The organism is Nonomuraea sp. NPDC049486 (assembly GCF_040676925.1).
Classification (GTDB): domain Bacteria; phylum Actinomycetota; class Actinomycetes; order Streptosporangiales; family Streptosporangiaceae; genus Nonomuraea; species Nonomuraea ferruginea.
On record NZ_JBFAPV010000002.1, the window covers coordinates 583,375 to 603,514 of the forward strand.

The following is a 20,140-nucleotide window of genomic DNA, read 5'->3' on the forward strand; positions in this document are numbered from 1 at the left end:
TGGTTCCATGCTGTACGGGACGCCCGAGCTGGAGCCGGCCGACAAGGCCGTGCTGGTGGAGATCGAGGACATGCGCCGCGATCTCAAATACCGGCTGGCCGAGACCCACCGCTGGGACGGCCAGTTGCGCCGCCAGCTGCGGGCGCGGGCGATCCAGGGCTCCAACTCGATCGAGGGCTACCACGCCAGCGTCGAGGACATCGAGTCGATCATGGAGGGGGAGGAGCCGCTGGAGGCGTCCGACCGGGTGACCCGGGAGATCGCCGGCTACCAGCAGGCGCTCACCTATGTCCGGCTCCTGGCCGAGGCCCCGGCGTTCCGCTATGACCAGGGTCTGCTCAACGCGCTCAACTTCATGATGATCGGCCACCACAGGCAGAAGGGGCCGGGCGTCGTCCGGCCTGGCGGCATCTACATCCGCGACTCGGAGACGGGCGGGGTCGTCTACGAGGGTCCCGACGCCGAGCTGGTGCCCGGCCTCCTCGACGAGCTGATCGCCTGGCTCAACCACGGTGACCTCGGCGCGCCCAGTTACGTGCGTGCCGCCATGGCGCATCTCAACCTCGTCAAGATCCATCCCTGGCGCGACGGCAACGGCCGGATGTCCAGGGCGCTGCAGACCCTGGTCCTCGGGCGCGACCGGATCACGACGCCCGAGTTCTGCTCGATCGAGGAGTGGCTCGGCCAGCAGCGCACCACCCTCCACTACTACGAGATGCTCGGCCGGGTCGGCGGGCGGCAGTGGGGGCCGCACGGCGACACGCTGCCCTGGGTCAGGTTCTGCCTGCGCTGCCACCACATGCAGGCCCAGCGCGTCCGTCAGCGGCTCACCCAGGCAGGGGAGATCTGGATGCTGCTCGAAGAGCGGGTCGACGCCGACGGGCTCAACACCCGCTCCGTGTCCGCGCTTTACGAGGTGTTCGTCAACCGCAGGCTGCGCCGGAGCCGCTACCAGGCCGACGAGGGGCTCAGCCAGGGGCAGGCCGCCCGCGACCTGCGGGAGCTGGCCGCGAAGGGCTGGCTCCAGCCGTACGGGGAGACCAAGGGACGCTTCTACGAGCCGGGCCCGCGCATGCGCGCGATCAAGGCCGACTTCGCCCGGCGGGCCGAGCCGCTCCGCGACCCCTACCGAGTGAGCGACGTCACCCCGTGAGTCAGGAATAGCCGCGCCGCGGGGCGTCGTTGGCATGAGCATGACCGAGGGACACGCGCATCGCCGATCCGGCCGGTGTCGTCGCCTGCGCATGGGGCGGATGACCGCCCGCCAGGCCCGATAACCGCCCGCCCTCCCTCGAAGGTCTTCCCGTGATCATGCCCTGTTACGTGCTGCGCCGGCTGAGCCATCTGCCGTTCCATCCGGGTTCGCGATAGAGCGACCGGCTCTCGTACGGGATCGTTTCCAGCTCCGCGGCCATGGGCCGCCTTTCAGCCATGGGGAAGTGTCGTGATCGAGGTTTCCGGCCTGCGCAAGGCGTACGGCCGCACCGTCGCGCTGGACGGCGTGGACCTGAGCGTGCGCGAAGGCGAGGTCTACGGCGTGGTGGGGCGCAGCGGCGCCGGCAAGAGCACGCTGCTGCGCTGCGTCAACCTGCTGGAACGGCCCGACTCCGGCACGGTCAGGGTGGCCGGCCAGGAGCTCACCGGGCTCGGCGGCCGTGACCTCAACCGCGCCCGCCGCCGCATCGGCATGATCCACCAGCATTTCGCGCTGCTCTCCTCGCGGACCGTGGCGGGCAACGTGGCCTTCCCGCTGGAGGTCATGGGCGTGCCCAGGGCGGAGCGCCACCGCCGCGTCGCCGAGCTGCTGGAGCTGGTGGGGCTGGACGGGCGCGAGCGCGACCACCCGCACCAGCTCTCCGGCGGGCAGAAGCAGCGCGTCGGCATCGCCAGGGCGCTCGCCGGCAAGCCGGCCGTGCTGCTGTCGGACGAGGCCACCTCCGCGCTCGACCCTGCCACCACCCAGTCGATCCTGGACCTGCTGAAGCGGCTCAACACGGAGCTGGGCCTGACGATCCTGCTCATCACGCACGAGATGGACGTCATCAAGAGCGTCTGCGACTCGGCCGCCATCATGTCCGGCGGGCGCGTCGAGGAGTCGGGCGCCGTCGCCGACCTCATCAGGACCCCCGGCTCGCGCCTCACCCGGGAGATCTTCCCGCTGCCCGGTCCCGCGCCCGCGGGCTCGGTGACGCTCACCTTCACCGGCGACCCGCAGCGGCCGCTGGTGTCGGAGGTGGTGCGCAAGTTCGACGTGGACGTGAGCATCCTGGGCGGCGCGATCGAGGAGATCGCCGGCGGCTCGGCCGGCCGGCTGCGGGTCGCGCTCACCGGTGACGAGGCTCCGGCCGCGCTCGACTATCTCCGCGAGAGCGGGCTGCTGGTGGAGGTGTCATGACCTGGGAAGAGATGGCGCCCCTGCTGGTGGAGGCCACCGTCGAGACCGCGATCATGGTCGGCTGGTCGGCGCTGCTGACCGTGCTGCTCGGGCTGCCGCTGGGCGTGGCGCTGGTGGTGTTCGACCGCGGCGGGCTGCGGCCGCTGCCCGCTCTTAAGTCCGTGCTCGGGATGGTCGTGAACGTGGGCCGGTCGCTGCCGTTCATCGTGCTGATGATCGCCATCATCCCGTTCACCCGGCTGGTCGTCGGCACCACCATCGGGACCGCCGCCGTGGTGGTGCCGCTCACCGTCGGCGCCGTGCCGTTCTTCGCCCGGCTGGTGGAGACCTCGCTGCGCGAGGTGGACCGGGACGTGATCCAGGCCGCGCAGGCGATGGGGGCGGGCCGCGCCACCGTCGTGGCCAAGGTGCTGCTGCCCGAGGCGCTGCCCGGGATCGTCGCCGGGATCACGGTGACGGTGGTCGCGCTCATCGGCTACACGGCCATGGCCGGGACCATCGGCGGAGGCGGGCTGGGCGACCTGGCCATCCGGTACGGCTACCAGCGGTTCGAGACCGGCGTGATGGTGGCGACCGTCGTGCTGCTGGTCGTGATCGTGCAACTCATGCAGAGCCTGGGCGACTACGCCGCCCGGCGTCTATCGCACAAGTAAAGGAAAGATCATGAAATTTGGTCGAATAGTGGGTGCTGCTGCGCTGGCTCTGTCGCTCGCCGCATGCGGTGCGTCGCAGTCCGCGACCAGCGAGCCGGACGGCGCGCTCAAGATCGGCGCCAGCCCGGTGCCGCACGGCGAGATCCTCGCCTACATCGACGAGAACCTCGCCGAGGCCGCCGGCCTGGACCTGGAGATCGTCGAGTTCACCGACTACGTGCAGCCGAACGTCCAGCTCAGCGAGGGCAAGCTGGACGCCAACTTCTTCCAGCACAAGCCGTACCTGGACGACTTCAACGCCTCCAAGGGCACCGACCTGGCCTTCGTCACGCCGGTCCACCTGGAGCCGCTCGGCCTGTACTCCAAGAAGGTGACCGAGCTCGGCGGCCTGGCCGACGGCGCCACCGTGGCCGTGCCGAACGACGCCACCAACCTGGGCCGCGCGCTCAAGCTGCTCGCCGACAACGGCGTGGTGACGCTCAAGGAGGGCGCGGGCACCGCCGCCACCGAGCGCGACGTCACCGGCAACCCGAAGAACCTGAAGTTCGAGCCGCTGGAGGCCGCGCAGTTGCCGCGCTCCCTGGACGACGTGGACGCGGCCGTGATCAACGGCAACTACGCCATGGAGGCCGGACTCAAGCCCGCGTCCGACGCCCTGACCCTGGAGAAGGGCGAGGACAACCCGTACGTGAACGGCCTGGTCGTCGCCGCCGGGCAGGAGCAGGACCCGGACATCGTCACGCTGGGCAAACTGCTCCAGGACCAGAAGGTGAAGGACTTCATCGCGCAGAAGTACGCGGGTTCGGTGACCGCCGCCGGATAAGGCGACGTTAAAGCGGCTTGCAAGCCGGGGGCAATCGGTTCCGCTTATCAATGACCCGACAGCAGAACCGACCTCTTCCCGAGGAGCCCTCAAGTGCGATTCGCAACTCGAATCCTGATCGGCGTCGCGGCCGCCTCCATGGTGGCCGTCGCCGCCCCCGCCGCGGCGAGCGCGACGACGACGACCAGTGCCTCCGCCTCCTACGACAGCTGGGGCCCGTACCACTCCAGTGACCACAACGCCAAGGCCGAGGGTCATGTGAAGGTGGAGAAGAAGACCTACAAGCACTGGTACTGGAAGACCGTCTGGACCCCCAAGAAGGTCTGCAAGTGGCACGACGGGGAAAAGAAGTGCTGGTGGGTGAAGAAGAAGGACAAGAAGCGCGTGTGGGTGTGGAAGCACGTCGACACCTTCGACGTCCACAGCAAGCTCCACAACGACAAGTGGTGGGGCAAGAACAAGTGCGCGTGGGAGACCTTCAAGGTCGTCACCAACGACGGCGACACCTCCTTCGAGCGGTTCAAGAACTGCCACAAGCACCCGAAGCACTTCTCCTTCTCCGGTAAGGACGTCGCTCACATCTACGTGAACGTGAGCCGCGGCGACCACTGGGGCCCGAAGGGCTGGCACTCCGGCTGGCAGGACGTCTACCACGCCGTCTGATCCATGACGGCGAGCCGCGGCCTCGAAGGCGAGGTCGCGGCTTCGCCCTGTGCGGAGGCTGGCGTTTCCCGGCGTGAACAGAATACTGTTCGGTCATGTACCCGGGAGCCATCGCAGCCGTCACCCCCGACAAGCCCGCTGTGATCATGGCGGGCTCCGGTCAGGTCATCACCTATCGCCAGCTCGACGAGGAGTCGAACCGGCTGGCCCACCTGTTCCGCGCCGCGGGCCTGCGGCCGGGCGACCACATCGCCTTCATGTTGCCCAACCATCCGCTCTTCCTGGCCATCGCCTGGGCCGCGCACCGGTCCGGCCTCTACTACACGGCGATCAGCTCGCGGCTGCAACGCGACGAGCTGGCCTACATCGTCGACAACTGCGGCGCCCGGGTGTTCGTCTCCAGCGCCGCCCTCGCCGAGGTCGCCACCTCCATCACCGCCGACACGCCGGGCGTGGAGCTGCGGCTGATGCTCGACGGCACCGCCGAGGGCTTCCAGTCGTACGAGGAAGCCGTCGCGGCCCATCCGGTCACCCCGATCGACGACGAGGTGCAGGGCACCGACATGCTCTACTCCTCCGGCACCACCGGCAGGCCCAAGGGCGTCAAGCCCGCCCTGGCGCTGGAGCCGCTGACCGAGCCTGGCGCCCTGTTCGGCCTCATCCAGTTCCTGTTCGCGCCGTCGGCCGACAGCGTCTACCTGTCGCCCGCCCCGCTCTACCACGCGGCCCCGCTGCGTTACTGCATGACGTTCCAGCGCATCGGCGCCACCCTCGTGGTCATGGAGCGCTTCGACCCCGAGGAGTACCTGCGGCTGGTCGAGAAGTACCGGGTGACGCACTCGCAGCTGGTGCCGACCATGTTCATCAAGATGCTCAAGCTGCCGGAGGAGACCCGGGCGAGATACGACCTGTCGTCGCTGGAGGCCGCCATCCACGCGGCCGCGCCCTGCCCGATCCCGGTCAAGGAGAAGATGATCGAGTGGTGGGGCCCGATCATCCACGAGTACTACGCGGGCACCGAGGGCAACGGCTTCCTGTACGTCGGATCGAAGGACTGGCTGGAGCACAAGGGCACGGTCGGCCGTTCCCTGCTGGGCCCGGTGCACATCTGCGACGAGGAGGGCGAGGAACTGCCGCCGGGCGAGCACGGCACGATCTACTTCGAGAGCGCCGCCGCCTTCGAGTATCACGGCGACCCGGACAAGACCCGCTCGGTGCAGGACCCCCGGGGCCGCGGCTGGACCACCCTCGGCGACATCGGCTACCTGGACGAGGAGGGCTTCCTCTATCTCACCGACCGCCGCTCGTACATGATCATCTCCGGCGGGGTGAACATCTACCCGCAGGAGGCGGAGAACGTCCTGTGCGTGCACCCCAAGGTCGCCGACGTGGCCGTGCTGGGCGTCCCGGACGAGGAGATGGGCGAGCAGGTCAAGGCCGTGGTGCAGCCGGTGTCGATGGACGAGGCGGGGCCGGAGCTGGAGAAGGAGCTGATCGAGTACTGTCGTTCGCAGCTGGCTCACTACAAGTGTCCCAAGTCGGTCGACTTCAGGGCGGAGCTGCCCCGGCATCCCACGGGCAAGCTCTACAAGCGGCTGCTCAAGGACGAGTACTGGAAGTGATTTTTCCGCGCCGGGCAACGGGCTTCGAGCAGGGAGGATAAAGTCGTCGTTTACGAGTTCAGCCGCCGTCGATCATCGGCTTAACCAGGACTTACGCCTGCTGCGGCACCCTTGGGTAAGAGGAACTCGAGGGAGATGACGATGAACGCGAACGAGCCTCGCGAGCAGGGCGCCGGCGGCTGGAGCCAGTTCGGCGACACGCCGCCCTCCGCCGGGGGCTTCCCCCGGCGGGACACCATGATCATGGGTCAGCCGGTGCCACCGCCTCCGCCTCCGCCGAAGAAGCCCGGCTTCACGGCCGGGCGGAAGGCGATCGCCGGGCTGGCCCTGGCGGCCGTGGCCGTCGGCGGCGGCGTAGTGGGCGCCACCGTCGCCACCGCGTTCCAGGATCCCGTCGTGACGACCGTCAGCGCCCCGAGCCCCACGTTCAGCCAGGCGTCCAACTCGCTCAGCGTGGCGCAGGTCGCGGAGAAGGTGCAGCCCTCGGTCGTGATGATCCAGGGCTCCACGGGCGAGGGCTCCGGAGTGGTCCTCACCGCCGACGGGCTGATCCTCACCAACAACCACGTGGTGGAGGGCGCCGGCCAGGGCGGCGGCCGGATGAGCGTGAAGTTCAGCGACGGCAGGACCGCCGCCGCCACCGTCGTCGGCACCGACCCGGCCACCGACCTGGCCGTGATCAGGGCCGAGGACGTGTCGGGCCTGTCCCCGGCCACCCTCGGCGACAGCGGCAAGCTCAAGGTGGGCGACTCCGTGCTCGCCCTCGGCAGCCCGCTCGGCCTCGACGGGTCGGTCACCCTCGGCATCGTCAGCGCGCTCGACCGCACGCTCACCGTCGGCGGCGAGCAGGAGCAGGCCCCGCCCGGCTGGCCGCAACAGCAGCGCGGAGGCGGCGGCGCGGTCTCCACGATCGGCGGCGCCATCCAGACCGACGCCGCGATCAACCCGGGCAACTCGGGCGGCGCGCTGGTCAACGCCGCGGGGGAGGTCGTGGGCATCAACACGGCGATCGCCACCGCGGGCAGCAACGGCAGCATCGGCCTCGGCTTCGCGATCCCGATCAACACCGCCAAGCACGTGTCCGACCAGCTGATCAGCACCGGCAAGGTGACCCACGCGTTCCTGGGCGTGAGCGTCACCGACGCCACCGGCGACGTGCCCGGCGCGCTGGTCCGGCAGATCACCGCGGGAAGCCCCGCGGAGAAGGCCGGACTGCAGTCGGCCGACCTCATCACCAAGATCGACGGCAAGGCCGTCGACGGCGGAGATGACGTCGTCGGGCAGATCAGAGGTTTCAAACCGGGCCAACAGGTTCAGATCACATATATGAGGGACGGCGCGGAGAAGACCGTCACCGCCACCCTCGCTGAAATGCAATAACAGGACCCCCACACGGACGGGTGTGCCGTCGAGATCGCTGCGGACTCGGCGGCACACCCCCTTCCGTTCACCGGGAAATCCCGGCCGATCAGGTGAACCGGCGGCCCTCGTCACGCCGGTAGGCCCACGCGGCGGCGGCCCCGGCCACCACGGTCCACCCGGCCAGCACCACCAGCGCGAGAGTGTCCGGGGCGGCTCCGGTGCCGGCCCACCAGACCAGCTCGCCGCCGCCCCGGCTCGGCACGTACGGGGAGATCGCGGTCAGGAACTCGGGCATGACCTGCGGCGGCAGCATCAGCCCGCCCACGATCGCGAACGGGAAGAACAGGATCTGCGACACCGCGATCGCCGCCTTCGACGGCAGCACCAGCCCGAGGAACAGCCCGATGAGCATGAACGGCAGCGACCCGGCCAGCGCCGCGCCCACGATCGCGGCCAGCCGCGCCGGGGCGAGGTCGGCCTCGGTGAACAGCCCCGCCACCAGGATGACGGGGAGCGTCGAGACCACCATGAGCGCCGTCGTGGTGAGGATCCGCCCGGCGAAGTGCGGGAACGGCCCCGCGGGGAGCGTGCGCAGGTAGGGATTGAACGGCTGCTCGCGGTCCATCGCCACCGAGATCGACAGCCCCATCAGCGCCGCCGACATGGCGCCCACCAGCATCATCGAGCCCATCGACAGGGTCGAGGCCACCGGGTCGTCGCCGACGAACGGCACCGCGAACGCCAGCATCGCGATGGCCGGGAACAGCCCGCTGGCCAGCAGTCCGATCGGCACCCGGATCTGCTCGATGACCTGATAGCGGGTGTGGGCCAGGACGAGGCTAGGCATGGGCGTGCTCCTTCGCGGCGGTGATGGTCAGGAAGGCCTCCTCCAGGGAGGTGGGCCTGATCTCCAGGCCCGAGAACGGCGTGCCGCTGCGGACCAGCTCGACCACGAGCCGGTCGGGGTCGGGGGTCACCAGGTGGACCCGGCCGCCCTCGCGCTGGACGCCTGCCACGCCGGGCAGCTCCGGCAGCTCGCCCGCGTCGAACGAGACCCGCCGCGCGCCGACCACGTCACGCACGGCCGCCACGGTGTCGTCGGCGAGCACGCGGCCGTGGCCGACGACCACCACCCGCTCCGCCAGCGCCTCGATCTCCTCCAGGTAGTGGCTGGTCAGCAGGATGGTGCCGCCGCCCTCGTGGAAGGCCCTGATGCCGTCCCAGAGCGTACGCCTGGCCTCGACGTCCAGCCCGGTGGTCGGCTCGTCCAGGAACACCAGCCTCGGGTCGCCGGCGAACGCCAGCGCCACGGCCAGCCGCCGCTTCTGGCCGCCGGACAGGCCGCCGATCTGCCGCTTGACCAGCTCGCCCAGGCCGAACCTTTCCAGCAGCTCGGCCTTGGCCACCGGCTTCGCGAAGTGGGAGGAGACGAAGTCCACGACCTCGCCCACCCGCAGCACCTCGGGCAGCCCGGTCTCCTGCGGGGTGACGCCGATGCCGCGCCGCACAGCCGGGTCGGACGGCGAGCCGCCGAGCAGCTCGACCGTGCCGGAACTGGGCCGGCGCAGCCCCGCGAACAGGTTCATCAGCGTGGACTTGCCCGCGCCGTTGGGGCCCAGCAGGCCCACCAGCTCGCCGGCCCGGATCTCGACGGAGACCCGGTCGAGCGCGACCACGTCGCCGTAGCGCCGGGTGGCCTCGACCGTTCTGGCGAGGACTGTCATGGATTTCCTCCTGCGGAGTCCAGTAGGGAACGGATGGCCTTGGTGTAGTCCTCGAGCGCGAGCCGCCCCCGCGTGGTCATCGAGACGTAGGTGACGGGGGTGCGGCCCCTGTGGGTCTTGGTGATGCGCACGTAGCCCGCTTCTTCGAGCTTGGTCAGATGGACGGACAGGTTGCCCGCGGTCATGCCGAGCAGGTCCTTGAGTGAGGGGAAGGCGATCTCGTCGCCCTCGCCGAGGGCGCTGAGCGTGACCATCACGCGCAGCCGGGCCTGGGCGTGGATGACCGGGTCGAGCTCGGGCGCGGCGTCGCCGGAGGTCATGCGCGCCGCCGCAGCAGGATCCCGGTGACGATCTGGCCGCCGCCGAGGAGGACCGCGGTGAGCAGCGCGTGCCAGCCCGGCCCCAGGATGACGCCCAGGCCGTTGACGGCGGCGACCCACACCCCCATGAAGAACATCGGCCACTGCGTGTAGAGAGCGCCGCAGGCCATGTAGAGCACGGCCACCACGAGCAGCGACACGCCCGACCACATCAGGCCCCTCTCCTCAGGGGGCAGCATGGAGCTGAACCGGATGTTGATCACGGTCATCAGCACCATGCCGACGAACCAGGCGTAGCCATACATCATGCCCTTGGCCGAGCTCTCACCGCGGATGGCGGAGCTCAACCTGACGAGCCCGGTCGCCATGAACGCGCCCGCCACCAGCTGCGCGGCGAGCAGGATGCCCAGCGCGAGCTGCCAGGTGATGGGCGCGTAGGGCACGCCGTGCAGCCCGTAGTGCAGGAAGAACGCCCCGAAACCGAGCAGCCAGGCGACGCCCCACGGCGTGTAGAGCAGCAGCGGGTCGCCGTTCAGCGCCTTCACCGCGGCGGCGCGCTGCCGCTCGATCAGCCGGAGCGTCTCCTCGGGGGAGGAGGCCCGCTCGCCGTCGTCTGTCATCGCAAACTCCTCGGAACACCAAACTGGTTTGTACTGTAAACCAGTTTGCCATGCCCGTACAACGGGCGGCGGGCCCGCGGAGTTCCCTAACGCCGGGTGAGCACCTCCGACTCCCACAGATCCCGGTAGTAGCCGGGCCGGGAGACCAGGTCGTCGTGGGCGCCGCGCTGGATCACGCGGCCGTCCTCCAGCACCACGATCTCGTCCACCCGCTCCAGCCCTTTCAGGCGGTGGGTGACGAGCAGCGTGGTCCGGTCGTGCGTGACGTCGAGCAGGTCGGCCATCAGCTCGTCGGCCGTCTCCTCGTCCAGCGCCTCGGCCGGCTCGTCCAGCAGCAGCACCGGCGGGTCGTACAGCAGCGCCCTGGCCAGCGCCAGCCGCTGGAGCTGGCCGCCGGACACGGTGCTGCCGTCCTCGCCCAGCTCGGCGTCCCAGCCGGTGCGCTCCACCCAGTGCTCCAGCCGCGCGTCCCGCACGGCCCGCGCGAGCCGCTCGTCGCCGGCCTCCGGGCCCGCCAGGCGCAGGTTGTCGCGGAGCGAGGTACGGAAGAGGTACGGGTCCTGCGTGAGGCCGGTCATCATGGCCCGCACGTCGTCGGAGTCCAGGTCGGCGATGTCCACACCGTTGATCCTGATATTTCCGGACTCGGGCTCGACGAGCCGCATGAGCGCCGCCAGGATCGTGCTCTTCCCCGCGCCGCTCGGCCCCACCAGCGCCACCCGCCTGCCCGGGGCCAGCGTGAGCGACACCCCGTCCACGGCCGGCCTGCCGCCGGGCGTGTGCCGTACCACGAGATCCTCGACCTCGACCGTCAGCGGTGGCGACGGGGGAGCGGCGGGCGTGGCCGGTTCCGTGACGGCCGGGGAGGCGGAGCGGACCTCGCGCAGGCGGCGCAGCGCCGCCGCGATGCCCGCGTACCGCTCGCCGGCGGCGGCCAGCGGCAGCACCGGCTCGAACGCCACCAGCGCCGTCAGCGCGAGCACGGCCGTGCCGACCGTCCCCACGCCGCCCGCCTGCGCGACCAGCACGATCGCGACCACGGTCAGCACCTGCACCAGCGTGCCGCCCGCCAGGGCGGTGGCGTGCACCCGGGCCTGGCGGCGCTCCAGCCGGCCCAGCGCGTCGCCCGCCTCCCCGGCGTCCCGCAACGCCCGGTCACCGGCCCCGTACGCGGACAGGTCGGCCGCGCCGTGCACCAGGTCGGCGACCCGGCCGGCCAGCTCGGCCCGCGCCGGCGCCATCCGCGCCGACCAGCGGCGCGCCGCGGTCGCGGTGGCCGCCGGCAGCAGCGCCCCGGCCAGCAGCAGCCCGGCCAGCAGGACGAGCGCCGTGACGGGCAGGATCGTCAGGCCGATCACCACCGCGGTGAGGCCCGCGATGGCGGCCGCCGCGGCGGGCAGCAGGCAGCGCACGAGCAGGTCCTGCACCGCGTCGGTGTCGTCGACCATGCGGCTGAGCAGGTCGGCGCCGCCCACCCTGGGCCGCTGCGGCGGGATCAGCGACTCGTACAGCCGCTCCCGCGTGCCGGCCTGCGCCCGCAGCGCCACGTCGTGGCCGGTCAGCCGCTCGGCGTAGCGGAACACGCCGCGCCCGGTGGCGAACGCCCGGGTGGCCACGATCGCCACGCTGAGCGCGGCCAGCGGCGGCTGCTCCGCCGCCCGCGTGATCAGCCACGCGGCCGCGGCGATCAGCCCGAGGCCCGCGAGATCGGCCGCGGCCCCGGCCAGCACCGCGTACACCAGCCGCGCCCGCATCTGCCCCTTCATCGCTCCACCCGCCCGCTCGTCGGAATCTCGTCGCCGGTCTTCTCCTGCTGAGGCGAGGCCGCGCCGGGACCCGGGGGAGCGAGGGCGGGTTCCGCGCGGGTGGTGTCCGCGACGACGCGGCCCTCGTGGACGCGGATGACCCGGTCGGCCAGCTCGATCATGGCCGGGCGGTGGGCCACGATGACGGCGGTGCGGCCCTTGCTCAGCTCGGCGGTCGCCGCCACCACGGCGGCCTCGCTGCGGCCGTCCAGCCGGGCCGTCGGCTCGTCCAGCAGCAGGACCGAGGTCGACGGGCGGCAGAAGGCGCGGGCCAGGGCGATGCGCTGGCGCTGGCCGGCCGACAGGTTGGCGCCCCGCTCGCCGACCCGGGTCTCGTAGCCGTCGGGCAGCTCCCCGACGAACTCGTCGGCGTAGGCGGCGCGGGCGGCCCGCCGCACCTCGTCCATGGAGGCGGCGGGCGCGCCGAGCCGGATGTTGTCCGCCACCGAGGTGGTGAACAGGTGCGCGCGCTGCGGCACGAACGCCAGCCGGGCCCGCCACGTCTCCAGGTCCAGCGTCCGCAGGTCGGCCCCGTCGACCAGCACCCGGCCCTCCGACGGCGGCACGAAGCCGAGCAGCAGGTTGAGCAGCGTGCTCTTGCCGCTGCCGCTCTCACCCACCAGCGCCACCCGCTCACCGGGCTCGATGGTGAGCGTGACACCGTCCAGCGCCGGGTCGGCACGGCCGGGATAGCGCACGGTGACGTTCTCCAGCTCGATCCGCGGCCGCCCGGACACGGCCGCGGTACGTCCCGGGGCCGGCGCGGCGGGGTCGTCCGAGCGGTCCAGGACGGAGAAGGCGGCGTCGGCGGCGGCCACCCCCTCCATCGAGGCGTGGAAGCGCGTGCCCATCGCGCGCAGCGGCAGATAGGCCTCCGGCGCCAGCAGCAGCACCAGCAGCGCCGTGGACAGGTCCAGCGTGCCGCCGAGCAGCCGCAGCCCGATCGGCACCGCCACCAGCGCCAGCGACAGCGACGCGCACAGCTCCAGCACCAGCGACGACAGGAAGGCGACCCGGAGCGTGCGCATGGTGGCCGAGCGGTGCGCGCCGGCCACCTCCCGGATCACCGTCGCCTGGTAGCGGGCCCGGCCGAAGGCGCGCAGCGTGGGCAGGCCGCGCACCACGTCCAGGAAGTGGCCGCCGAGCCGGGTCAGCGCCCGGTACTGCCGCTCGGTCACGGCCTTGGTGGTCATGCCCACCAGCGCCCCGAAGATCGGGATCAGCGGCAGCGTGACCAGCACGATGACGGCGCTGGCCAGGTCGGCGGCGAACAACCGGACCAGCACCGCCAGCGGCACCACCGCGGCCACCGCGATCGACGGCAGGTAGCCGGTCAGGTAGTCGTCCAGCCCGTCCAGGCCGCGCCCGGTGAGCGTGACCAGCTCCCCGGAGCGGTGACCGGCCAGCCGGACGGGGCCGAGCTCGCGGAACCTGGCCAGCAGGCGGTGCCGCAACGCCGACTTGACGCCGGTGGCGGTGCGCCCGGCGAAGACGCCCTGCGTCCAGGCCAGCAGCGCCCGCAGCGCCACCACGCCGGCCACGGCCGCCAGCGCGACCGCGGTGAACCTGCCGGACAGCACCCCGGCCAGCAGCTCCGCCTGCATGAGGACGAGCAGCCCGGCCGCCATCGCGGCCGCGAACGTGACGGCCAGATGACGCAGGACCGGCTGCTCTCCCCGGATCAGGCGGAGTAGATCCTTGTGCACGGGCGCCTCAGAAGAAGGATGGGTTCAGGTCGGCGCCCTTGCCGGGACGGAAAGTGCGCCATATCCATACTTGCGCGCCCACCATGATGGGTGCGAACGGCAGGACCATGAGACTGAGCACATTCAGCGTGGCCGCCGGCGCGCTGTGCTCCAGCATGTAGGACATCCCCCCGCCGAGCAGGGCGAGCGCCGGCGTCGCGGCCAGCGCCCCCGACGCCAGCAGGGCCCGGCCGGTACGCGCCGGTCCGGTGAACCCGGGCAGCCGCCAGCCCAGGAACACGCGGCCGTGCCAGGCGAACAGCAGGGTCACCGCCGCGCCGAGCAGCAGCCCCAGCGGGTGCATGAGCGGCCCGTCGAAGCCGGTGGCCGCCGCGTAGATCACCAGCCCCCAGCCGAACGACAGCCAGAGCGAGCCCAGCACGATCATCAGGTCCCAGAACGCCCGCCACCGGGCACCCCCGATCCTGCGCCGGAACCACAGCCCGGCGTCCCGCACGATCCACGCCAGCAGCATGGCCACCACCAGCGGGTAGATCGCGGGCAGCAGCTCGCCCTCCAGCAGCGGGTAGACGCCGAACAGCGTCCCGGCGACGGCGACCAGCCACACCTCGTTCGCGAGCACGTACGGCCCGATCGCGGCGACCATGCGGTCCCGGTCGTCGCGGTTCCTGCCGAGGACCGGCAGCAGCAGCCCGACCCCGAGGTCGAAGCCCTCCAGCGCGAAGTAGCCGGCCAGCAGCAGGGCGAAGACGGCGAACCAGATCAGCTCCATCGGGGCACTCCTAGTGGCTCAGCGCGGGCGAGCGCTGTTCGGTGGCGGTGGCGCCGAGGGCGAGGTCGCGCGGTCCGCGCCTGACCACCCGGGCGATGAGCACGTAGTCGACGACGGCCAGCAGCCCCAGCACGGCCACGAACCCGGTGAGGGAGGCGGTGACCATGCCGGTCGTGAGCCCCGGCGTCACGGCGTCGGCCACGGTCAGCTTCTCCCAGATCATCCACGGCTGCCGCCCCAGCTCCCTGGCCAGCCAGCCGAGGATGGCCATCACGAACGGCACCGGCGTCAGCGCCATCAGCAGGGGATGCGCCCACCGCCAGCGCGGCAGCTTCCTGATCAGCGGCAGCATGAAGAGCAGCACCACCATGGACAGCAGGTTGCCGCCCTCCATCATCAGCCCCAGCGGCACCGCGGCGGCCGGGTTGTCGTCGAACTTGCCGTCCTGGATCCCGCCGAACTGGGCGTAGCCGTACGCCACGGTCAGCGTGATGCCGACGGCCGCGGTCACGATCCCCGTCTTCATCGACCTGGTGAAGAACTCCTGCTCGTGGGTGCGCCGCCGCAACTGGTAGGCGCTGGCCCCGACGAGCACCATCGCCCCGGTGAACAGCCCGGCGCCCAGGACGTGCGGCAGCGCGAACACCAGCGTCTTGTTGGTGAACAGCGCGCCGGCGTCCACCAGGGCCAGCCGGTCGCCCGCGTCCACCGCTCCGGCCGGGTTCTGCAGGAACGAGTTGGCCACCATGATGAAGAACGCGCTGGCGTACGCGGTCGCGGTGACCGCCCAGATGCAGGCCACGTGCGCCCACTTCGGCAGCCGCCCCCAGCCGAAGATCCACAGCCCCAGGAACGTCGACTCCAGGAAGAACGCCACCAGCGTCTCCATGGCCAGCGGCGCCCCGAACACGTCGCCCGCGTAGTGGGACAGACCGCTCCAGGACAGGCCGAACTGGAACTCCATCACCAGGCCGGTGACGATGCCCAGGGCGTAGTTGATGACGTAGATCTGCCCCCAGAAGCGGGTCATCCGCTCGAACAGCGGCCTGCCGGTGCGCGCCCACCGGGTGTTCATGATCGCCACCAGCGGCGCCAGCCCGAGCGTGAGCACGACGAACAGGAAGTGCAGGCTCCCCGTCAGGGCGAACTGTAAGCGGGCCAGATCGAGTGCGTCCATCTCTCCACTCCGTCGTTGTGCCTGTCTACATATAGACAGCCTACATGTAGACTGCCTACATGCGAGACGGTGCTTAGGATCGTTGCCATGAACCCCGACGCGCTGCGCGGCCACATGGACGCTCTGCTGCTCTCCGTGCTGGAGCGGGAGCCGCTGCACGGCTACGCCATCATCGAGGCCCTGCAGGAGCGGAGCGGGGGAGCGCTCAACGTGCCGACCGGCACCGTCTACCCGGCGCTGCGCAGGCTGGAGCGCACCGGCCACCTGGCGAGCGAGTGGGCGACGGTGGGCGGGCGCAGGCGGCGCACCTACCGGCTCACCGACTCCGGCAGGAAACAGCTGGAGGGGGAGCGGTCGGCCTGGCAGGCGTTCACCAGCGCCATCGGGAGCGTGCTGGGGCCCGGGGAGGTCAGGCCCTCCGGGTCAGCCTGACGCACCGGGTCGCGCAGTAGAGCTGCAGCCCGGCGCAGGCGTAGGTCATCAGGTTGGCGAGGACGACGGGAAGGGAGAGCCCCATGCTCGCCGACACGTACGAGCCCTGCGAGAGCACCAGGCCGAGCAGCGAGGTCAGCGGCAGCATCAGCCAGACCGCCAGGCCGAGCGAGCGCGTCACCAGCCGCGCCTTCGGGATCCAGCGGGCGCCCCGGCCCAGCGCCAGCAGCGCGAGCCCGCCGTACAGGCCGGTGGCGAGCTGGATGACGTCGAGCAGCCGGGAAGCGGGCATGAACCAGCTCGGCCGGCTCTCCCACACGACCGGATCGGCGGGCGCGAAGTTCCAGACCAGGCCCCACGCCAGCACGGTCGCCGGCACGCTGACGAACAGCAACAGCCCCAGCCTGCGCCCCGCCGAAGCGGTCAGCTCCTCCTGGTAGCCCGGCGCCACCTCCTGGACCGGCCCGAACTCCTCGACCGCCCGCCGCTCCGCGTCGGCCCGGCGCAGCCCTTCGGCCTCGTAGGCCTCGGCGCAGTCGACCAGACTGTCGCGCGCCTCGACGACCAGGTCATGTTTCGGCCCGTACGGACCCGACAGGGACCGGCGCAGCTCGGTCACGTAGTCGTCGATGAGCATGGACTCAAGTCTACGAAGCGGCACCCCGGGCCCCCATCGGGGATCTCCCTGATATGCGGTCACGCTAGCCGTGCTGCGCCGGCGCGCGGCGGCGGGAGAACCAGCGCAGCATGGGCAGGCGCATGCTCACCCGCATGCCGCGCGGGGTGAGCGCGAACGTGCACTCCTTCAGCCGCACCCCCGCCGGGTGCGCCAGCCCGGTGAAGAGGCAGGCCGACAGGTCGAGCCCCGTCAAGGCCAGGCTGGCCGCGTCCACCTCGCGCAGCGACGTCAGCGTGGACGTGCCGCCGCCGGTGACCGTCGCGGGGCCGCGCAGGACCGCGCCCTCCAGGTCGGCCTGCGAGTCGGTCAGCCGCACCGTCGTGGCCCCCGCCACCACCAGCCGCCGCAGGTCGACCCCGCACCCGCGGACGGCCAGGTCCAGGGTGCCACCCGCCTGCGCCCGCGTGGCCGAGAACCTGCCGGTGGCCGACAGGTAGGCGTCGGCGGCGAAGCGCACCGAGTCGAACCCGGCGCTGCCGCTCACCTTGCGGAACGAGAGCGTGCGGCCGAACCGGGCGCCGCGGAAGTGCGCCGCCTCGCCCATCCGGGCCCCGTCGAACGTCGCGTACCCCTCGAACCTGGCGGCCTCGCAGGACAGCCCGTGCTCGAACACCGCCTGGCTGAACAGCGCGTCCCTGGTCATCACCGCCCCGTCGAGCGAGGCGTGCCCGCGCACCGTCACCCCGTGGAACGACAGCTCCCTGGCGAACCTGGCGCTCGCCAGCGACACGTTGCCCTCGAAGCGGGCGCCGAAGAACGACGCGAGCCGCTCGAACCGGGCGCCGTCGAGCGACACGTCGCCCGTGAACGTCACCCCCGCCAGCCGCACGTCGCCGGTGAAGCGGGCGCGGTCGAGCCGGGCGCGACCGGGCCGGCCGAGGGTGGCCTCCACGACCCTGCCCAGCAGGTCGCCGCTGAGCGTCGTGCCGCGCAGGTCGAGCAGCCGGCCCGGAGCCATGCCCGCCAGCACGGCGGAGACCTGGTCGGGGGAGAGGTGGGCGAGGCAGAGGCCGTACGGCCGGCGGGCGATCCCTGTGCAGGCCGCCGATTGCGCGCAGGTGACCCAGTCCATGCCCTGCTCATACCCGGTGGGCCGCACTGTCAAGGTTCGGCGATGGAAGCTTGAGGTCACATCTCTGTAGACACCTGTCACGGACCCTGGCTCTAGAGTGCGGCTTATGCATGCTTTACCCCGGGCTTCCTGGGCCGCGATCACCGCGGCCGCACTCACCGCCGGCCTCCTGTCGGCCCCCGCCGCCGCGACGCCCGCCGGCCCCTGCGACACCCCGCCCGACCGGGAGATCGCCGAGGTCCAGGGCAGCGGCGCCGCCACCCCGCTCGCCGGGCAGACCGTCCGCGTCGAGGGCGTGGTCACCGCCGACTTCCAGCGCACCGACCAGCTCAGCGGCTTCTTCCTGCAGGACCCGACGCCGGACGCCGATCCGGCCACCTCCGACGCGCTGTTCGCCTTCGCCCGCGAGTCCTTCAAGGACGTCAAGGTCGGCGACCGCGTGCTCGTCACCGGCCGGGCGATCGAGTTCAACGGCTGGACCGAGCTGTCGCCCGTCACCGCCGTCGACGTGTGCGGCACCGGCTCCATCGCGCCACAGCGCCACCGGCTGCCCAGCGCCGACCTGGAGCCGGTGGAGAACATGCTGCTCACCTTCCCCCAGCGGCTGACCGTCAACGACAACTACAACCTGGGCCGCTTCGGCGAGGTCACGCTGTCCTCCGGCGGCAGGCTCTACCAGCCGACCGACCGGCCGGGCGTGACCGCCGACGACAACGCCCGCCGCTCCCTGCTCGTCGACGACGGCTCCAACCAGCAGAACCCGGCCACGCTGCCGCCCGTCGTGCGCGCCGGGGACAGCGCCACCGGCATCACCGGCGTGCTCGGCTACGGCTTCGACCGCTACCGGCTGCAGCCCACCGAGCCGATCCGCTACCAGAGCACCAACCCGCGCCTGCCCCGGCCGTTCCCGGTGATCGGCAACGTCACGGTGGCCTCCTTCAACACGCTCAACTGGTTCACCACGATCGGCTCGCGCGGCGCGAGCACCGCCGAGGAGCAGCAGCGCCAGCTCGCCAAGCTCGTCTCCGCGCTCAAGGGACTCAACGCCGACGCCGTCGGCCTCATGGAGGTCGAGAACAACGGCCAGACCGCCCTGCAGGCCCTGGTCGACGCGGTCAACGCCGAGATGGGCGCGGGCACGTACGCGGCGCTCACCCACCCCTACCCGGGCACCGACGCGATCCAGGTCGGGCTCATCTACAAGCCGGGCAAGCTGACCCCGGTGGGTCAGGCCCGCTCATCAGAGGACCCGGTGTTCAGCCGCCCGCCGCTCGTCCAGAGCTTCCGTCGCAAGCACGGCGGCCAGCCGTTCACGATGGTGGTCAACCACCTCAAGTCCAAGGGCTCCTGCCCTGACAGCGGGCCCGACGCCGACCAGGGCGACGGCCAGGGCTGCTGGAACCCCACCCGGGTGGCGCAGGCACAGGCGCTGCTCGGCCTCATCGAGGACCTGCCGGCCCCGCTGGTGCTCGGCGACCTCAACGCCTACGGCGAGGAGGACCCGATCGAGGCCCTCGAAGCGGGCGGCCTCACCAGCCTCACCAAGCGGTACGTGCCCGCCCCGCTGCGCTACAGCTACCTCTTCGACGGGCTGGCCGGCGAGCTCGACCACATGATGGCGAGCAAGCAGCTGCTCAGGCGCGTCACCAGCGCGGCCATCTGGCACGTCAACGCGGACGAGCCGCGCATCCGCGACTACAACACCGAGTTCAACCCGCCGCACCTCTACCGGCCGGACGCCTACCGGTCCTCCGACCACGACCCCCTGGTCGTCGGCCTCACCCTGCCCGGCCGCTGAGCCGCGCCCGTCCCCGTGCCCGTCCCCTGGCCGGGCCGCGTGCGCGCGGCCCGGCCCGGAGCATGGAATGCTGGTGAGGGGTACGTGGTTGTCACGGAGACAATCACCGGAAGCGGACCGACGTCAGAGGAGCCACTTGTGGCGACCATCGAAGTAACCGAGACCAACTTCAACGACATCGCCGACAAGGGGATCGTCCTGCTCGACTTCTGGGCGGAGTGGTGCGGTCCTTGCAAGATGTTCGGCCCGATCTTTGAGAAGGCCTCCGAGAAGCACGAGGACATCACGTTCGGCAAGATCGACACCGACCAGGAGCAGGCGCTCGCGCAGGGCTTCGAGATCAGGTCGATCCCGACCCTGATGGCCATCCGCGACGGCATCGTGGTCTTCGCGCAGCCCGGCGCCATTCCCGCGCCGGCCCTCGACGACCTGATCCGTCAGGTGCGCGCGCTCGACATGGACGAGATCAGGGCGGAGCTCGACAAGGAGCTCAAGAACGCCCAGAAGAACTGACCCA

At 71.4% G+C, this 20,140-nt stretch carries 20 protein-coding genes; 10 read left to right on the forward strand and 10 right to left on the reverse strand.

Annotated elements, in window-relative coordinates; translation table 11 throughout:
* Positions 1–7: 7 nt before the first annotated feature.
* From AB0K05_RS07650 to AB0K05_RS07680, 7 genes are all read left to right on the forward strand, one after another.
* Positions 8–1,153: a Fic family protein gene (locus AB0K05_RS07650; protein ID WP_364227537.1), complete on the forward strand. Its 1,146-nt coding sequence runs from the start codon at positions 8–10 to the stop codon at positions 1,151–1,153.
* 291 nt (positions 1,154–1,444) lie between these two features.
* Positions 1,445–2,395, forward strand: a complete 951-nt coding sequence (locus AB0K05_RS07655) for an ATP-binding cassette domain-containing protein (RefSeq protein WP_271276459.1) — start codon at positions 1,445–1,447, stop codon at positions 2,393–2,395.
* Complete coding sequence (locus AB0K05_RS07660) at positions 2,392–3,048, forward strand: methionine ABC transporter permease (protein ID WP_219544527.1); 657 nt, start codon at positions 2,392–2,394, stop codon at positions 3,046–3,048. The genes AB0K05_RS07655 and AB0K05_RS07660 overlap by 4 nt, the downstream gene beginning before the upstream one ends.
* Before the next feature lie 10 nt (positions 3,049–3,058).
* Entirely contained in the window at positions 3,059–3,871 is an 813-nt protein-coding gene (locus AB0K05_RS07665) for a MetQ/NlpA family ABC transporter substrate-binding protein (protein WP_364227542.1), read from the forward strand.
* A gap of 93 nt (positions 3,872–3,964) precedes the next feature.
* Entirely contained in the window at positions 3,965–4,534 is a 570-nt protein-coding gene (locus tag AB0K05_RS07670) for a hypothetical protein (protein ID WP_271276457.1), read from the forward strand.
* Positions 4,535–4,629: 95 nt separating this feature from the next.
* The gene (locus tag AB0K05_RS07675) at positions 4,630–6,156 is read left to right on the forward strand and encodes an AMP-binding protein (protein ID WP_364227546.1); all 1,527 of its coding nucleotides are present in this window, start codon (positions 4,630–4,632) and stop codon (positions 6,154–6,156) included.
* 141 nt (positions 6,157–6,297) lie between these two features.
* A complete protein-coding gene (locus AB0K05_RS07680) occupies positions 6,298–7,536 on the forward strand; it encodes a trypsin-like peptidase domain-containing protein (protein WP_271276456.1) in 1,239 nt (412 codons plus the stop codon).
* 88 nt (positions 7,537–7,624) lie between these two features.
* Here the strand turns inward: AB0K05_RS07680 and AB0K05_RS07685 are convergent, their stop codons facing one another.
* The 8 genes from AB0K05_RS07685 to AB0K05_RS07720 all read right to left on the reverse strand — a co-directional run bounded on the left by AB0K05_RS07685 (position 7,625) and on the right by AB0K05_RS07720 (position 15,642).
* Positions 7,625–8,365, reverse strand: a complete 741-nt coding sequence (locus AB0K05_RS07685) for an ABC transporter permease (RefSeq protein ID WP_148032471.1) — start codon at positions 8,363–8,365, stop codon at positions 7,625–7,627.
* Positions 8,358–9,242: an ABC transporter ATP-binding protein gene (locus tag AB0K05_RS07690; RefSeq protein WP_364227551.1), complete on the reverse strand. Its 885-nt coding sequence runs from the start codon at positions 9,240–9,242 to the stop codon at positions 8,358–8,360. Before AB0K05_RS07690 ends, AB0K05_RS07685 begins: the two co-directional genes overlap by 8 nt.
* Positions 9,239–9,562, reverse strand: a complete 324-nt coding sequence (locus AB0K05_RS07695) for a transcriptional regulator (protein ID WP_148032469.1) — start codon at positions 9,560–9,562, stop codon at positions 9,239–9,241. The genes AB0K05_RS07690 and AB0K05_RS07695 overlap by 4 nt, the downstream gene beginning before the upstream one ends.
* Complete coding sequence (locus AB0K05_RS07700) at positions 9,559–10,182, reverse strand: hypothetical protein (RefSeq protein ID WP_148032468.1); 624 nt, start codon at positions 10,180–10,182, stop codon at positions 9,559–9,561. Before AB0K05_RS07700 ends, AB0K05_RS07695 begins: the two co-directional genes overlap by 4 nt.
* An 86-nt stretch (positions 10,183–10,268) precedes the next feature.
* Positions 10,269–11,948 carry a thiol reductant ABC exporter subunit CydC gene (gene cydC / locus AB0K05_RS07705; protein ID WP_364227556.1) on the reverse strand — a complete coding sequence of 560 codons (1,680 nt, stop codon included), beginning with the start codon at positions 11,946–11,948 and terminating at the stop codon, positions 10,269–10,271.
* Positions 11,945–13,693: a thiol reductant ABC exporter subunit CydD gene (gene cydD / locus AB0K05_RS07710; protein ID WP_364227559.1), complete on the reverse strand. Its 1,749-nt coding sequence runs from the start codon at positions 13,691–13,693 to the stop codon at positions 11,945–11,947. Before cydD ends, cydC begins: the two co-directional genes overlap by 4 nt.
* Positions 13,694–13,700: 7 nt before the next feature.
* Complete coding sequence (locus AB0K05_RS07715; protein WP_364227562.1) at positions 13,701–14,465, reverse strand: cytochrome d ubiquinol oxidase subunit II; 765 nt, start codon at positions 14,463–14,465, stop codon at positions 13,701–13,703.
* A gap of 10 nt (positions 14,466–14,475) precedes the next feature.
* The gene (locus AB0K05_RS07720; protein WP_364227565.1) at positions 14,476–15,642 is read right to left on the reverse strand and encodes a cytochrome ubiquinol oxidase subunit I; all 1,167 of its coding nucleotides are present in this window, start codon (positions 15,640–15,642) and stop codon (positions 14,476–14,478) included.
* Positions 15,643–15,729: 87 nt separating this feature from the next.
* On the opposite strand from AB0K05_RS07720, the gene AB0K05_RS07725 reads away from it, so the two are divergent.
* Positions 15,730–16,074: a PadR family transcriptional regulator gene (locus tag AB0K05_RS07725; protein WP_364227568.1), complete on the forward strand. Its 345-nt coding sequence runs from the start codon at positions 15,730–15,732 to the stop codon at positions 16,072–16,074.
* Here AB0K05_RS07725 and AB0K05_RS07730 read toward each other — a convergent pair.
* On the reverse strand, positions 16,052–16,711 hold the full coding sequence (locus AB0K05_RS07730) for a permease prefix domain 1-containing protein (RefSeq protein WP_271280022.1): 660 nt from the start codon (positions 16,709–16,711) through the stop codon (positions 16,052–16,054). The genes AB0K05_RS07725 and AB0K05_RS07730 overlap by 23 nt on opposite strands.
* A gap of 64 nt (positions 16,712–16,775) precedes the next feature.
* Positions 16,776–17,825, reverse strand: a complete 1,050-nt coding sequence (locus tag AB0K05_RS07735; RefSeq protein WP_219544538.1) for a pentapeptide repeat-containing protein — start codon at positions 17,823–17,825, stop codon at positions 16,776–16,778.
* 106 nt (positions 17,826–17,931) lie between these two features.
* Here AB0K05_RS07735 and AB0K05_RS07740 point away from each other — a divergent pair, with 106 nt between their 5' ends.
* Together AB0K05_RS07740 and trxA are read left to right on the forward strand one after the other, a co-directional pair.
* Positions 17,932–19,623, forward strand: coding sequence for an ExeM/NucH family extracellular endonuclease (locus AB0K05_RS07740; RefSeq protein ID WP_364227572.1), 1,692 nt, complete (start codon positions 17,932–17,934; stop codon positions 19,621–19,623).
* 138 nt (positions 19,624–19,761) lie between these two features.
* Complete coding sequence (trxA, locus tag AB0K05_RS07745) at positions 19,762–20,136, forward strand: thioredoxin (RefSeq protein WP_148032460.1); 375 nt, start codon at positions 19,762–19,764, stop codon at positions 20,134–20,136.
* Positions 20,137–20,140: the final 4 nt, after the last annotated feature.